At 41.5% G+C, this 15349-nt stretch carries 14 protein-coding genes and 1 pseudogene; 6 read left to right on the forward strand and 9 right to left on the reverse strand.

Annotated features, from left to right (window positions below):
* Window positions 1-328: pseudogene (locus HXY43_RS05810) on the reverse strand (hypothetical protein); the annotation flags it as partial.
* Window positions 329-1195: 867 nt separating this feature from the next.
* Between HXY43_RS05810 and HXY43_RS05815 the strand changes: the two are divergent.
* Together HXY43_RS05815 and HXY43_RS05820 are read left to right on the forward strand one after the other, a co-directional pair.
* Entirely contained in the window at window positions 1196-1375 is a 180-nt protein-coding gene (locus HXY43_RS05815; RefSeq protein WP_290881066.1) for a hypothetical protein, read from the forward strand.
* A 512-nt stretch (window positions 1376-1887) separates the two neighbouring features.
* Window positions 1888-3066, forward strand: coding sequence for a glycosyltransferase (locus HXY43_RS05820; protein WP_290881067.1), 1179 nt, complete (start codon window positions 1888-1890; stop codon window positions 3064-3066).
* Between the two features lie 172 nt (window positions 3067-3238).
* Here the strand turns inward: HXY43_RS05820 and HXY43_RS05825 are convergent, their stop codons facing one another.
* Complete coding sequence (locus HXY43_RS05825) at window positions 3239-4021, reverse strand: HAD family hydrolase (RefSeq protein WP_290881069.1); 783 nt, start codon at window positions 4019-4021, stop codon at window positions 3239-3241.
* A 161-nt stretch (window positions 4022-4182) separates the two neighbouring features.
* On the opposite strand from HXY43_RS05825, the gene HXY43_RS05830 reads away from it, so the two are divergent.
* Entirely contained in the window at window positions 4183-4623 is a 441-nt protein-coding gene (locus HXY43_RS05830) for a hypothetical protein (protein ID WP_290881072.1), read from the forward strand.
* Window positions 4624-4752: 129 nt separating this feature from the next.
* Here HXY43_RS05830 and HXY43_RS05835 read toward each other — a convergent pair whose 3' ends face one another.
* The 4 genes from HXY43_RS05835 to HXY43_RS05850 all read right to left on the reverse strand — a co-directional run bounded on the left by HXY43_RS05835 (window position 4753) and on the right by HXY43_RS05850 (window position 8454).
* On the reverse strand, window positions 4753-5670 hold the full coding sequence (locus HXY43_RS05835) for an ABC transporter permease (RefSeq protein ID WP_290881074.1): 918 nt from the start codon (window positions 5668-5670) through the stop codon (window positions 4753-4755).
* 107 nt (window positions 5671-5777) lie between these two features.
* Entirely contained in the window at window positions 5778-6863 is a 1086-nt protein-coding gene (locus HXY43_RS05840) for a spermidine/putrescine ABC transporter substrate-binding protein (RefSeq protein ID WP_290881077.1), read from the reverse strand.
* Between the two features lie 64 nt (window positions 6864-6927).
* On the reverse strand, window positions 6928-7299 hold the full coding sequence (locus tag HXY43_RS05845; RefSeq protein ID WP_290881080.1) for a four helix bundle protein: 372 nt from the start codon (window positions 7297-7299) through the stop codon (window positions 6928-6930).
* Entirely contained in the window at window positions 7300-8454 is a 1155-nt protein-coding gene (locus HXY43_RS05850; RefSeq protein WP_290881082.1) for an ABC transporter ATP-binding protein, read from the reverse strand.
* Between the two features lie 402 nt (window positions 8455-8856).
* On the opposite strand from HXY43_RS05850, the gene mrdA reads away from it, so the two are divergent.
* Window positions 8857-10689, forward strand: coding sequence for a penicillin-binding protein 2 (gene mrdA, locus HXY43_RS05855; protein WP_290881085.1), 1833 nt, complete (start codon window positions 8857-8859; stop codon window positions 10687-10689).
* 6 nt (window positions 10690-10695) lie between these two features.
* Here mrdA and HXY43_RS05860 read toward each other — a convergent pair whose 3' ends face one another.
* Window positions 10696-10836, reverse strand: a complete 141-nt coding sequence (locus HXY43_RS05860) for a hypothetical protein (RefSeq protein WP_290881087.1) — start codon at window positions 10834-10836, stop codon at window positions 10696-10698.
* Here HXY43_RS05860 and HXY43_RS05865 point away from each other — a divergent pair.
* Window positions 10835-11653 (forward strand): class II glutamine amidotransferase, encoded by an 819-nt coding sequence (locus HXY43_RS05865; RefSeq protein ID WP_290881089.1) that lies wholly within the window; start codon window positions 10835-10837, stop codon window positions 11651-11653. The two genes, HXY43_RS05860 and HXY43_RS05865, sit on opposite strands and share 2 nt — an antisense overlap.
* 52 nt (window positions 11654-11705) lie before the next feature.
* On the opposite strand, the gene HXY43_RS05870 is transcribed toward HXY43_RS05865, so the two are convergent.
* Window positions 11706-12875 carry a tetratricopeptide repeat protein gene (locus HXY43_RS05870; RefSeq protein WP_290881147.1) on the reverse strand — a complete coding sequence of 390 codons (1170 nt, stop codon included), beginning with the start codon at window positions 12873-12875 and terminating at the stop codon, window positions 11706-11708.
* 115 nt (window positions 12876-12990) lie between these two features.
* Between HXY43_RS05870 and HXY43_RS05875 the strand changes: the two genes are divergently transcribed.
* Complete coding sequence (locus HXY43_RS05875) at window positions 12991-14496, forward strand: serine/threonine-protein kinase (RefSeq protein ID WP_290881092.1); 1506 nt, start codon at window positions 12991-12993, stop codon at window positions 14494-14496.
* A 246-nt stretch (window positions 14497-14742) separates the two neighbouring features.
* Here HXY43_RS05875 and HXY43_RS05880 read toward each other — a convergent pair whose 3' ends face one another.
* Complete coding sequence (locus tag HXY43_RS05880) at window positions 14743-15318, reverse strand: COP23 domain-containing protein (protein ID WP_290881094.1); 576 nt, start codon at window positions 15316-15318, stop codon at window positions 14743-14745.
* Between the last annotated feature and the right edge of the window lie 31 nt (window positions 15319-15349).

Genomic DNA, 15349 nt, shown 5'->3' on the forward strand with positions numbered 1-15349 from the left:
GTTCCTGGGAAGGTGGTTGCTCTTGGGATGGAGGCTGTCCTTGAGAAGGTGGTTGTTCCTGGGAAGGTGGTTGCTCTTGGGATGGAGGCTGTCCTTGAGAAGGTGGTTGTTCCTGGGAAGGTGGTTGCTCTTGGGATGGAGGCTGTCCTTGGGAAGGCGGTTGTCCTTTGGATGGGGGTTGCTCGTGGGAAGGTGGTTGCCCGTAAGAAGGTGGTTTTGGTTGGGGTTGTGGTTGTGACTCCGGCGGGCACGGTACGTGTGCTAGTGCAGATTGCACCACCAAGACCAGCAGTAATCCAGGTACAGCAAGAGCGGGCTTATAAATCATTCGTTTTCTCCTTAAGCTTTGTAGGTTTCAAAGTTTCCTCGTTCAGAGAGGTTAGGCAGCAGATAAACAAGCATGGGAAGAAATAGCACCAACGCAGAGCGTCGCGTACAATGACAAACACGAGTTAGGCAATGATTTCCGTGTGGGTTATACAAATTTTTTGTTAGAAAGCTTTGCACTCAGGATTTCAGGTTATAAAAAGTGCAACTTGTAGGCGCGACAGCTTAAACAGGCATCAGAAGAAGTAGCGAGAGAGCAAAGAAGGGATAGGCTTACTCTCACAAGCAGGAATAAGTGTATTCATCCTTATACTCGATGCCATAGCTTAAATAAAAGATCTCTGCAAAGCTACGAAGCCATACTGTAGCTAGCTTTTGATCGTGCGATTAAATGGCTTACAAAACCAGCCAGCTTATACGTCAAAATTAGTGTTTGAGATATTTACTGGCGATCGCAAGGCACAAATAAGCATTTATTCAAGCTAATCCTAAGTAATCTTGTGGATTTTTATGCTGTAAAAAGCAATGCTCCTATTCATAATCTCATCAGTTGACAAATTGTCGTAATTGCCTCACCGCATTTACGTGGATTTAAGCTTCTTTTTTGGGCTACTCGAAATATTCGGATAAAATCTGTTTCTGATTGTGTAGTTTGATTGCCTGTTCTCTAACTACGTCTAAATCCCCGTAATTCAGATCGGTTAAATACTGTGTATTTTGCATATTCTGTAGAATGCACTCAAATCCAAAACTCATCTCTGTTGGTATAAATACGGTATGAATATTCTTTTACCATATCTTTTACCACATATTATTTATTTTTTAGATACCTTGACAATGTTAAATTATAAGCACTAAGGCTTTTGCAATGACTTTTATTCGAGTCAGCTTGCTTTGCCTGAAGGAAGCGCAGTTATATAGAAAAGCAATGATTGCTTTCTTTTTACCGCGTCGTTGGGCCAAGGACTATAAACACAAGAAGCAAAAGCGGAGTGCTTGGTTCCAGAAGGCAAGCAACAGGCGCAAAAAGGCAGTTTTGACGTTTTGACGTGCGGTTGCTATGTTCCAAAAAGCATTGAAACTAGATCCGAATTTAGGCTTTGATCCAAAATCAAAAGCTGGGCAGTTTGAAGCTAAAGGCTTAGTTGAAAAGTGGTATTTTATCAGTATTATTACTTGAATTTAAATAATTTTGTGTAAAAATAAAAATAAGTATTTACAAAAAAAATATATTCATTACCGTAATGTCAGCATTCGAGTTAGTCTGGCTAGTTTGCTAGGATTTGAAAGTATCAAAGTTACGTATCCCTAAATTTATACTTTGTGGGATATTCTTCATTTTTTATACTTAACCCTTCCTGTTTTGAAGTAAAAAGCTGTAACACCTTAAATTTGCACAATTGCTTGTGAGGGTCGTCATTAGTCATTGGTCATTAGTCATTAGCTTTTGACAAAGGACAGATGACGATCTTAACGAAAAAAAGTGCAATGTGTAAGCGCAACAGCTAAATGGTGTGAGTTTATCCGTTGCCTGGAAGTGATAACGACTATAGAAAGAAAATGCTAACTCCTCAAGTCGGAGAAAACATAGGTTTAAGTCAACAACTAACCACACAAGTTGACCATGTCTTCGTATTTTTAGAAATTTTTAGCTGCGAGGGTGGAATTCAATCTTATGTCAAGGATGTGTTTCAAGCTTATCTGGGATTAAGCAAACCGCTACGTGCAGAAGTTTTTATACTCCGAGATACTCCTGGCTGCACCAATCCTTTTGAATCAGACCGTTTCAAGTTTCATTACTTTAAAACTACATCTCCTCTACTAGGACGAGTGAGAATGACAGCAGCGTTATTCACTCATTTGATCCGCCAGCGACCACAGCATGTTTTTTGCGGTCATGTCAAGCTTGCACCCTTGGTAGGGATGTTGTGCCAGTTTCTGGGAATTCCCTATACTGTGATGACTTATGGCAAGGAAGTTTGGGAACCATTACCAAAAGCCATGAAGTCCAGCCTGCAAAAAGCAGCACAAGTTTGGACAATCAGCCGCTACACCCGTGAGGTAGCCTGTGCTGTTAATAATCTCAATCCTGTTCAGGTAAAAATATTACCTTGTGCTGTGGATGGCGATCGCTTGACTCCAGGGCAGAAGCCGACTACTTTACTAGAACACTATGGTTTGCAAGATGCAAAAGTATTGATGACTGTGGCACGACTTTGGTCTGGTGATATTTATAAAGGTGTAGATATCACAATTCAGGCTTTACCACAAATTGCTGAAGTCTTCCCAGAAGTAAAATATCTAGTAATTGGTCGTGGCGATGACCAACCCCGACTAGCCAAGCTAGCGAAAGATTTAGGCGTTAGCGATCGCGTTGTTTTTGCTGGCTTTGTACCCACAGAAGAACTAGTAGAACACTATCGCCTTGCTGATGCTTACATTATGCCTTCCCAAGAAGGGTTTGGCATTGTCTATCTGGAGGCGATGGCTTGTGGTGTACCAGTGCTATCTGGTGATGCCGATGGCTCAGCTGAGCCATTGCTAGATGGTAAACTCGGATGGCGAGTACCACACCGCGATCCAAACGCTGTGGCAGTAGCTTGTATAGAAATACTCAAAAGAGAAGACCAACGTTGTGATGGCCAGTGGCTGCGAGAAATGGCGATCGCAACTTTCGGTATGGATGCCTTTCAACAGCGCTTGCAACAGGAGTTTTTGTGTTTAAGTAAATTGCTGTGAATAAATGTACTTCTCGTGATGACTGTTAGTGGTTAGTGGTTGGTGGTTAGTGGTTGGTGGTTAGTGGTTGTAGAGACGTGCCATGGCACGTCTCTACATTGGTTAGTGGTTGGTGGTTAGTGGTTAACAACTATCTACTATCTACTAACTACTAACTACTAACTACTATCTACTACCACTCTGAAAAATCTTGTGCAAACTGAGAAAGTGATAATAGCTGAATGCGTTGGTCATTTTGGGCAGTGATTTTTTCTGATGGAGTATTATAGCCCCAGTCTGCAAGGAAAAGTTTTACGTCTTTAAGGTCTGTTTGCCGATCTACTAATTGCAATGTTTTTAATCTGTCTTCTACGAACCAAACTGTTTCTGGTGATATTTTATGTAACTCAATCAATTTGCGTATAATTTCGTATTTGGGACGCTTAACTTCTTTACCAAAAATTTCTTCTGACCCTAGATTTACTCCTTCTTGTTGCAACAGTTTTTGTACGAAACGCCCTTCTTTTGTAGAAATAATGTATAGTTTAGTTGTACTAGCAATAGTTACTTTAATTTTATCGATTACACCCGGATAAAATCGGTGTAGGCTCAACCATCCGTTTAAATCTGTGGCTATCCATTCATCACGCAAATTGTCAAGTTTTGCGCTTATTTCTTTTGCATTTAAATTGTCTGCTAGCAAAATTTTTTGATTAATGCTGTGCCATTCTTGAAGGATTTCTTCTTCTGCTATTCCCTCTAGCAAAGCTTTGATTAAAACGGGCATTTCCCAACCTGTTTCAATCACAGGTCTTAGCCGATAAAATTTGGAAGCTAAATCATCTGGTGGTGTCTCGTTAGCTAGTAACCAAACTTGGCAATAAGTACGCCATGATGTCTCAAAATATTCAATCAGACCATCACAAATTACACCATCAAAGTCTAAGGCAAGAATTTTAGGAATAGTTGCTGTCATGGGGTTCTCACTAGTCACTTTCCAGACAAACTCTTAGCGTTTAAGTATTAATCAAATTTTATCCAGATTTTGGCGGAACAAAAGTATATTTATAGTCGTCTATAAACTCGGAATATTAATTATATCTATCGCTCTTGAACAAATCAGGAGCATTATTAAATATGAAACTACCTGCATTATTTAATATTGTCCCTTCAGTCTTAGCCTTGGCGACAATTTTAGTACTCGCCAATGCTAACTTTGTTCGAGCAGAAAATGTAAAAATAGAACCCAATTTCAAACCAGATCCGATAGTCTTGAATGGTGAGTCTGGTGGCTCAAAAACAAGTGACTGCGGCAATATTGCCCTTACACCCAATCAAACTCTTGAAGTTACAGAGTCACTGCCTTACTTACGGCTAGCGGTGGAAGGTAATGGAAAGCCGACACTATTGATTGATGGGCCTGGAGGACGCTTCTGCGTTTTACCAGACAGTTACTCAGGAGGCAAACCAGAAATGTCTGGCTTTTGGCAGAAGGGAAACTACTCACTGTACATCGGGGAGCTATCCCAAGGACAGTATACATACACCCTTTCTATTTCGCAACAAAAAAAGAAGTAGTCATTAGTCATTAGTCATTGGTCATTAGTCATTTGTTGATTGTTAGTAGTTAGTAGTTAGTGGGCAAGGGGCATAGGAAAAATCAGTACTTCAATTCCCAATGCCCAATTCCCCTTTCCCAATTCCTTATTACCGCTTGGGTGTGGCATCCCCAAACTTAATTAAAAGAGCGATCGCGATACTGACTATCAAAATCAACATCATACTTAAAGCTGAACCAAAACCCCAATTTTGGGTAGCACCGAGAAATTGGTTATAAACCAACTGCGCTGCTGTCATGCTGGAAGCACCGCCTAGTAATTTTGGATTGATAAAATCCCCTAAGGCAGTGATGAATACTAAGAAAGAACCAGCTGCTATGCCGGTAAGGGTTTGGGGTATGGTGACTTTCCAAAAAGCTTGTCCGGGATTTGCACCCAAATCCGCTGCTGCTTCTAGCAAACGCTTGTCTAATTTTTCCAGGGCTGCGTATAAAATCAAGACCATGTAAGGCAGTAAGCTGTAACTCATGCCAATTAAGACAGCCGAACTACGGTTAAATAAATCTAAACTAGGCAAACTCAAACTAGTTAAGACTGTATTGAGTAAACCTGTAGGGCGCAAAATTGTAATCCAAGCATAGGAACGGAGTAAAGAAGAAGTCCACAACGGTAACACAAAGCCGATGAGGAGCAAATTTCGCCAACGCCTTGGTGCTATTTGAGCGATCCAATAGGCGACGGGGAAGCCTAAGATTAAACAAATGACTGTAGTACTGACAGCAAAAAAGAGCGATCGCCCAATAACTCGCAGATACAGGGGTTCAAATATCCGGATGTAGTTATCGAAGCCACTGGGAATTACCAAATCCCCCGGCCGAATTCCTGGTACCAGACTCAACTGAAAAATTATCAGCGTTGGTAGCACCAGTAGCAGTAACAACCAAATTCCTGCTGGTGCTAGCAATATTAAAGGTTGCAACCAGACGAATTGTGAACGTTGCCGTTTTGGGATTGCGGCAACTTCATTGGTGGAATCGATTGAAGAACGAGGAATTTGAGTAGACACAGTTTGAAATTATGAATTATGAATTATGAAGTAGGGGAAGGGAGAAAGTAGGAGAATAAGCACTAACTCTTGACTTTTGACTCTTGACTCTTGACTTGTTTCTGTCTTCAAGCACTAGTTAATTCTGTCCAATAGCGATCGTAAACTTCTTCAATTTCTCCTAGAGGAGTAATTCGTTCACAGTTTACTAATATTGACTCTGGAGGAAATAAATTAGTATTATTCTGTATTTTCTTGGGCAATAGCTCAAAAGCAGCCTGATTGGGCGTAGCTATCCATAGGCGTTCGCTCATTTGAACTGCTACTTCTGGTTGAAGGATAAAATTAATCCAAGCATAAGCACCATCTGGATTGGGAGCCGTTTTTGGGATGATGATTGTGTCAGTCCAGAGTGAGGAACCACTTTTAGGAACCACATACTTGAATTTAGGGTTTTCTTGAGTAATTTTGACGGCATCGGATGAATAACACATTGACAATACTAAATCTCCTGCCACAATTTGATTGCGCCAAGCATCAGTATCAAAGGCAGCTATAGCGGGTTTAAGAACCTGCAATTTTTCATAAGCTTGTTTGATTTCATTTTCATTTTTGGAATTGTAGGAATAACCCAGCATCCGCAATACCGCGCCCATCACTTCCCGGACATCATCTAACAAAGTAATCCGCTTATTGAGTTGTTCTTGGTTCTGCCAAAGATAGTCCCAATCTTCCGGCGGTGTTTTGATAATTTCGGAATTATAAATTAAACCTGTTGTCCCCCAGCAAAATGGAATACTGTAGCGATTATTGGGGTCATAAATTGGATTTTGAAAACGGGAAAATAAATTATCTAAACCAATGATTTGCTGATGATTTAGTTCTGTTAATAATCCATTTTCCACCATCTTTTGCACCATATAATCGGATGGGTAAATCACGCTATAAGTTCCACCACTGCCAGCTTGTAACTTATTCAGCATGACTTCATTAGAATCATAAACATCCGTGAGTACTTTGATGCCAGTTTGAGCAGTAAAGGTTTTCAATAATTCTTGGTCTATGTATTGTGTCCAAGTGTAGATATCTAGTTGCTCTCGCGAACCTTTAGTGATGGAAGTGGCACGCACGTCAGCAAGTCTCCAACTACAACTAGCTAAAGATAAGCTAGAAAGTGCTGTGAACCATTGTAAGAATTTGCGTCTGTTTGTCATTGGTCATTAGTCAAAAAGTCAAGAGTCAAGAGTCAAGAGTCAAAGAGTTAAAAATTAAGGTTCATTATTCTTCAGGAACATTGCCAACAGATTTTAGATATGAGTTTAATTGGGGTCTTAGATCATTAATTATTTTTTTGAGTATATCTACTTGTTCAGTATTTAGTAGGTTACGCTGATAAGCTCGTCTAAGCCAATGTTGAGTTTCGTTTAAAGAACCTCTTGCCATTCTGATAAATCGTCGGTTATCTTGATAACTTCCTCTCCCTACACCTTCTGTTATATTCGCACCAATGCTATCTGCTGATCGTACAATCTGTTTACCTATCGTATCCTTTGCAAACAAATTCCACCCCTCAACAATTATCCAAATTTCATCAGCTAACTTTTCTGATAATTTATAAACACGTAATTGTTGAAAATATTTACTCGACATTTATTGCTTTTGACTCTTGACTCTTGACTCTTGACTAATAGCTAAACAATCATTTTCAGTCCACCAAGCGTAGATGGGTGTGTTGGGATCTGGTAAACTGCCGAAAATGTTAGGTTGCATAACTGTAATACGTACGCCTTTTTTCAATTCGACGACATAATTAATATGCGTTCCTAAATACATGATGTTGACTAATCGCCCTTCAAAGCAGTTAGTTTGCACACTAGGTTTATAAAGCGAAAGTTGAATTTTTTCTGGGCGTACGCTTATTACTACTGCTTGTAATAATTCAGCGGGTGTATCAACAAAGCGAGAGACGGTTATTTTTAGTCCTGTGTTTGTTACGATTTGCACGCTGGAAGCGTCTACTTCTGCAATCTCACCCTCGAATAAATTTGTATCGCCGATAAATTCTGCTACAAAGGCTGTCTGGGGGTTTTCGTAGATTTCACTGGGCGTGCCAATTTGCTCAATTTTGCCATGATTCATGACGGCAATGCGATCGCTCAAAGATAGGGCTTCTTCTTGGTCGTGTGTCACCATCACAAAGGTCATGCCTAGTTCTTTGTGTAAGTTGGAGAGTTCTACCTGCATTTCCTTACGGAGTTTTAAATCTAACGCTCCCAAAGGTTCATCCAACAGCAAGACAACCGGACGGTTGACTAATGCCCGCGCTAATGCTACTCGTTGCTGTTGACCGCCCGAGAGTTGACTGGGAAAGCGCGCTCGTAAACCTTCCATTTTCACTAGTTGTAAAGCTTCTTTGACTCTGTTTTCTATTTCAGCTTTACGTAATTTTTTTAACCGGAGTCCAAAAGCAATGTTATCCCACACATTCAGGTGGTTAAACAGAGCATAGCTTTGAAATACAGTATTGACTGGTCGGCGATAAGGGGGAACGTTAATCATAGACTGACTCTGGATCAAAACCTTTCCAGCATCAGCTCTTTCAAACCCTGCGATCAAACGTAGCGTAGTTGTCTTGCCGCAGCCAGATGGACCAAGGATACTAAAAAACTCACCCCGCCTAACATCCAAATCTATTCCATGTACTGCTGGCTCTTGGTGAAAAAACTTGAAGACGTTACGCAGTTCAACATCAAAGGACTCAAAGGTCATCGTCTCCCCCTGATTTTGCGTCACACTATGGGCCATAGTCCTTACTTAGAAAACAGTAATTGTACTGGGAATTGGGTATCGGGTATTGGGTATTGGGGAACTCGGGGCCCCCACGACCGCAAGGGAGTGGGGATTAGGGGCAATGGGGATTGGGTACTGGTGAGAATTATGAATGATGAATGCGATTGGGCTGAAAATTTCATAATTCATAATTCATAATTCATAATTTTTTATGCCCTAATCCCCAGTCCCCTTCATGTGCTTTTGTGAAACAAACTAGTTAAGTAGATGAACTAAATATTACATCTAGGTTCATTGTACCGGGCAAAAAAGATTTATAAGGAATATACTTTTTAGATTATTTGTTACTAACTCTCGGTTGGTTATTGAGAATAATTTTATACATACAAACACAATCTTGGAATCTATTTTTGCCTTATGTCTTTATCACAATCATCTCGAATGGGTGCTAAAAAATCTACACGAACGGTCGGACGAGGTTATCAGTCCATATTTTTAATTTTATTCACATTAGTGATGTCAGCTGGTATTGAGGCTCGTTTGGCATATCTGCAAATTTTGGAAGGAGCAAAGTTTCGGCAACGAGCAGAATCAAACCGGATTCGCATAATTCCCAAACAGCCAGAGCGAGGTAATATTTTTGACCGTAATGGTAAATTATTAGCTACCACTCGCTATCCTCATTCTGTATACTTATGGCCAATGGCTCACACCAAACCATCTTGGTCTGTAGTAGGTTCGCGGCTGTCGCAAATTCTCAAAATTCCTCTAGAGGATATTGAACAAAAACTAGAAGAGGCCGGGCCTCGTTCCACTTCTCTGGTGCGGATTGAGCGTGACCTCAATGATGCAGAAATTACTGCATTAAAGGAGTATGAAAGCGAACTCCAGGAAGTAGAAATTCATACGGAAGCCGTACGCTATTATCCACATGGAAAGGAGCTAGCACATGTATTAGGATATACGCGTGAGCTAACCTCCCAACAGTTGAAAGAAAAGGAAAAGGACGGTTATCGACTAGGAGATGTCATTGGTCAGATGGGTGTGGAAAAGGCGTATGAGAAAGTGTTGCGGGGTGAATGGGGTGGTCAGCAGGTGGAGGTGGATAGTGCCGGACGCCCGCAAAAGGTTTTGGGAGAGAAGCAAGCTAAAGCTGGTAATGATTTACACTTGACTTTAGATTTGGATGTGCAATTAGCAGCTAATAAAGCTTTGGGTAATCGCAGAGGGGCAGTTGTGGCACTTGACCCAAATAACGGTGCTATTTTAGCAATGGTGTCTTACCCTGGCTTTGACCCGAATATTTTCTCTAAGCAAAAATTGAGCCAAAAAGATTGGGAAAGTGTCCAAACTAAAGACCATCCCCTAGTCAATCGCGCCCTCAGCGCCTTTCCACCCGCCAGTACTTTCAAGATTATCACTACAACCGCCGGACTGGAATCAGGGAAATTTTCTCCTGACTCCATATTACAAACTTACGGTTCCCTCACTGTGGGCGGTGTGACTTTTGGAGAGTGGAATCACGCTGGGTTTGGGCCGTTGGGATTTCCGGGAGCAATGGCGATGAGTAGTGATACCTTTTTCTACCAAGTTGGTAGAAAAGTTGGTGGGCCCACTCTCATCGGATGGACTCGCAAATATGGGTTTGGTCAAAAAACTGGTTTTGAGTTCGCCTCAGAAGAATCCAAAGGTTTGGTTCCAGATCGGACATGGAAACAAAAAGTTTGGAAAATGCCTTGGACAGTAGGCGACACCATCAATATGTCTATTGGTCAAGGTGCGTTGCAAGTCACGCCATTGCAGGCCGCGATTATGTTCTCTGTCCCTGCAAATGGAGGGTTTCGCATTAAACCACATGTGCTCAAAGACCATGAAGAAGCAAAAAACTGGCGCTCATCTTTAAACATGAAACCTTCAACGATCGCAGTGCTGCGCGATGGACTGCGGAAGGTCATTACCGAGGGTACAGGAAAGCGTTTGAATGTGCCATCAATTCCCCCAACATCTGGAAAAAGCGGTACAGCAGAAGCTGGTGTTGGTCGTCCCAATCATACTTGGTTTGGTGCCTATGCCCCTAGCAACAAACCAGAAATTGTGGTTGTAGCATTTGGTGAAAACTCTGGAGATCACGGTGGTACTGTTTGCGGGCCGATGGTTTTACAAGTGCTGGAAGCGTATTTTCAGAAGAAATATCCAGGTAAGTTCGCAAAACCCGAGTTTGGTATTCAAACTCAAAGTCCAGGAGGATGACGACCATCACCTGGCGTGTGCTGTGCTTCGGGTCTTTTTTGCACAAAGATAAATCTTGATATTGAAGCGATCGCACCAGACAAATTGACGCATTCTGAGGTATCTTAATCCCACAGGCAAGTCCAGGTTCAGAACTGCAACCGTCATGTGTCAATTGTTGGGTATGAACTGTAATGTGCCGACAGATATTTGCTTCAGTTTTAGCGGATTTGCGGCACGGGGAGGAAAAACTGACGACCATCGCGATGGTTGGGGCATTGCTTTTTTTGAAGGAAAGGGATGTCGGATTTTCATAGACGCCAAATCCTCTGTTAGTTCTCCCATAGCAGAGTTTGTGCGACACTATCCCATTCACTCGACTCATGTGATTGCCCACATCCGCAAAGCTACTCAGGGTGAAATTGCTCTAGAAAACTGCCATCCCTTCCGTCGCGAACTGTGGGGGCGATATTGGGTGTTTGCCCACAATGGCGATTTACCAGATTTTAATCCCCTAGGCTTGCAGTCTTTCCAACCTGTGGGCAATACCGATAGTGAAAAAGCTTTTTGCCTGATATTGGAAACTTTGCGAGAACGCTTTCCTTTTGGTGAACCTTCTCTGGAAGAATTGTACTCCGTCTTAAGAGAAATAACTGACAAAATTTCTTCAATAGGTGTGTTTAATTACTTATTAACAAATGGAGAACACTTTTTTACTCACTGTTCAACCAAACTCTGCTACATTGTACGGCAAGCGCCATTTGCTGCTGCCCACTTGATTGACGAAGACGTGACTGTAGATTTTAGTGAATTGACCACACCTAGCGATCGCGTTGCGGTTATTGCTACCACTCCTCTGACTGACAACGAAGTCTGGACGCCAATTCAGCCGGGAGAATTGTTGGTATTTCAGGATGGATTGCCCATATTTAAGGGACTGGGGACTGGGGACTGGGGACTAGGGATTAGGGGCAATGGGGATTAGGAATACCCAATACCCTATCCCCGATACCCTATCCCCGATACCTAATCTCCTCCTAAATCAACCCCATCTCATGCAACCCTTGCCGCAGTCGGTGCGCCTCTTGGGGATTGTGTTTTTCATGCAGAGCGATCGCCATGCGAAATGCTGTTAAACTAGCCTGTAAATTGCCCAGTTTCAGCAGCACTACCCCTAAGTTTTGATAGGCATCTGCGTAGTTGGGATTTAACTGAATTGCTTTTTGATAAGATGCGATCGCATCTGTAAATAAACCCATTGCTTTGAAAGTCATTCCCAAATTGTAATGTCCCGTGGCAAAGGTGGGGTCAATCTTCAAAGCTGTTTCGTAAGCAGTCTTTGCACTTTTTAAATCTCCAGTGGCTTTGAGTAAGTTGCCCAAATTATTGTATGCTCCTAGCTTAAGCATGGGGTAAATAGGTAATTTGATTGCAGCTTGATAGTGGGCAATAGCTTGTTTGGGATTTTGCAAACGACTGTAGGCAATACCTAAATGATAGTAAAGTTCGTACAAAATATCGTAGTTTTCTTCAACAGCAGTAATTCCTCTGGTTAATAACTTCACACCTTCAGATATTTTCCCAGTTTCTACATACAATGCCCCTAACTTACTGCAAACATAAGGGTCATTGGGATGAGTAGCGAGAAATTCTTCCATTGCTGCTTGTGCTTTGGTGTGTTTGTTGTTTTGGGTAATGGTATTTTTTTGATAGCCTGAATGCAGAATTGCTACGCCTTGCAAATAACCTATCTGCCAGTGAGGTTCTTGGCATAAAATCTCGGTGGCGCTATCATCTACTAAGGCGTGGTAAGGACGGGAAAAACGAATTTCTGGATGATTGCGAAATAGACGAGAAACCAGCGAATAGGGAGATTGTACCGCTCCTACTTCTTGGCGGACGAGGTTAATAAGTAGATATTCTTCCCTTTCGATTACCTCTCGCAACTGCGGTATAATTTTTTGCGACAGTTTTTCATCCGCATCTAAGACTAGAACCCAATCACCTGTGACATATTTTAGAGCTTCATTCCGAGCAGTACTGAAATCATTACACCATTGAAAATGGTACACTTTCGCACCAAACTTCTGGGCAATGTGCGGAGTGCGATCGCTAGAACCCGTATCTAGCACTACCATTTCATCTACCACATTTTTGACGCTGCCCAAGCATTTGGGTAGTGCTTTTTCTTCATCTTTAACAATCATGCACAGGCTGAGTTTCATAGGTTAATCGTGTACTTCTTTAAAGATTCTGTATATATCAGCAACTTTAATTCTGTGCGAAAATCAATATCAAATAAAGTGGTAACTTCCAGTACCTATGGCGACTGTAATAGTGGGTCAAAAGCTTGGTGGACGCTACCAAATTCTCGACCAAATCGGGAAGGGGGGGTTTGGTGTTACTTTTTTAGCCGAAGATATACAACGGCCAGGGAATCCTAAGTGCGTTGTTAAGCAGCTTAAACCAATGGTTACAGACCCACACACTTTACGGGAAGCACGACGTCTTTTTAACCAAGAAGCAGAAATACTAGAAAACTTAGGGAAGCATGAGCAAATCCCGCGACTTTTGGCTCACTTTGAGGAAAATCAGGAATTCTATTTGGTTCAAGAATACATCGAAGGTCATGACCTGAGCAAAGAATTGCTTCTGGGTAAAAAGCTGAGTGAAGCTTATGTATTTAAACTTTTACAAGATATTCTGGAAGTTTTAATCTTTGTTCATCAACAAGGTGTTATTCACCGAGATATCAAACCATCAAATATAATACGACGGCAAGGTGGCAAAATTGTACTGATTGACTTTGGCGCGGTTAAACAAATTAGTACCCAAATAGTTAATTCTCAGGGGCAAAAACATAAAACTGTTGCTATTGGTACTGCTGGTTATATGCCTAGCGAACAATCTAATGGTCATCCAGATTTTAGAAGTGATATTTATGCAGTGGGAATCATTGGTATTCAAACTTTAACAGGAATACCTCCACTTCAATTATCAAAAGATACTAATACAGGTGAAATTATTTGGCGCAATCAAGCGCAAGTTAGCCAAAAACTAGCAGATATTTTAGACAAAATGGTGCGTTATGATTTTCGCGATCGCTACCAATCAGCAGAAGAAGCTTTGCAAGCTTTAAAGGGGTTAATACCCGCTACCTTAACAACACCACAGGCTGCAAAAACGTCAATCTCTGGCTCTACACTAACTCTCACATCAACACCATCCCAAAAATTTTTCACTCATAAACTTCTAATTGGATTGCCAATAGTCGCAGCACTTGGCACAAGTATTATATTTCTGCTCAGCAGAAAACCTGCCGAGAATTTCTTAATATATCAAAATTCTGCTTTGGGGATAAAAATGAAATATCCACAAAGCTGGGAAAAACAAGAGATAAACAACCCTATTACTGGTGAAGTGGTTGCGTTTTTGTCACCAACAGAAAGTAGTGCAGACAAATTCCAAGAAAAGGTGACAATAACTGTTGAATATTTTTCAGGGACGTTAAATGAATATAGCGATTCCTCAATTAAGGAAATTGAAAATCAAGTAGCAGGGAAGATTGAGCATACAAGTAACAGGACTTTTGCAAATAAATCAGGGAAAGAATTAGTCTTTACCGTAAAAGATAGGGACTACAGTTTAAAAAATTTGCAAGTGTTTACTTTGAAAGAAGGTAAAGCTTACGCAATTATCTACACAGCAGAAAAAGATATTTACGATAAGTTTTTGCCAACCGCAGACACAATGGTGAAATCATTAGAAATTAACTCTGAAACTTCTTCTGGCGATCGCACACTCTACACCAAACACACAGATCCCTAACTTATCACCTCTCATTTATTCTCGTTACCAGGTTCAACCTGGTAACTAGGTTTTGGAGGCTCCGCCTCCCGATACTGCAACTGGTGCAAGTTATCAGGATGTGAATGGCGATCGCAGAAAGTTATTCCCAACGATGACGGTTGATTACCTTGATAACATGAAAAAAAGTTCAGCTGTACTCTCTAAGATATGACAGCGTGAAGCATAACCCGCCAACACAGGCAACCAGTGTTAATTGACGCCAATTCATTTCAGGATTTTTGGCTGAGATGATCCAAAGTATAGGTAAGCTTCGACATCGATATTCACCGGATCGTTGCTCGTGTCGCCACCACTTTGATTTGTGGCATTTCCCGCTGCCAAAGCACGGCGATCGAATAATTGGCGTGCAGTAGCATCGGGATCGCTGCCACGCTTAAGAGTGAATAATAAAGTTTTATCTGTGCAAGCAGCGTTTTTTTGAGGAGTGGCACATAAGACTGGTTGTCCGTTGAGAATACCTGTCTTGATATATCTCAGCGTACCTTGGTCATAGCTTCTTTGAAATCTGTAAGTTACCTGCTGACAGCGTTGCTGAGTTGTCAACCCCGTAAAAGAGTCCGAAACCCAATTAATAAGCGGCAGTTTCCTCCCATCTTGGGTGAAAACAAAGGTTGTGGGTATAGTTTTGCCTTTGTATTTGCTCGTATCGCAACGGAAGGTAGCGTCTCCAGCATAGCTTGGTTGAGTGAGGTTCGTTATTGTAACAAATGCACTCAGTATACCCACGCCAAAAACTCTCACACCCCATCTCAAGACTTGACTAGATATCTCTAGATTCATAAATGCAACTTAATAAAAAAGGGTAAATCGC

It is taken from the genome of Fischerella sp., from assembly GCF_013388695.1.
Taxonomy (GTDB): Bacteria; Cyanobacteriota; Cyanobacteriia; order Cyanobacteriales; family Nostocaceae; genus PCC9605.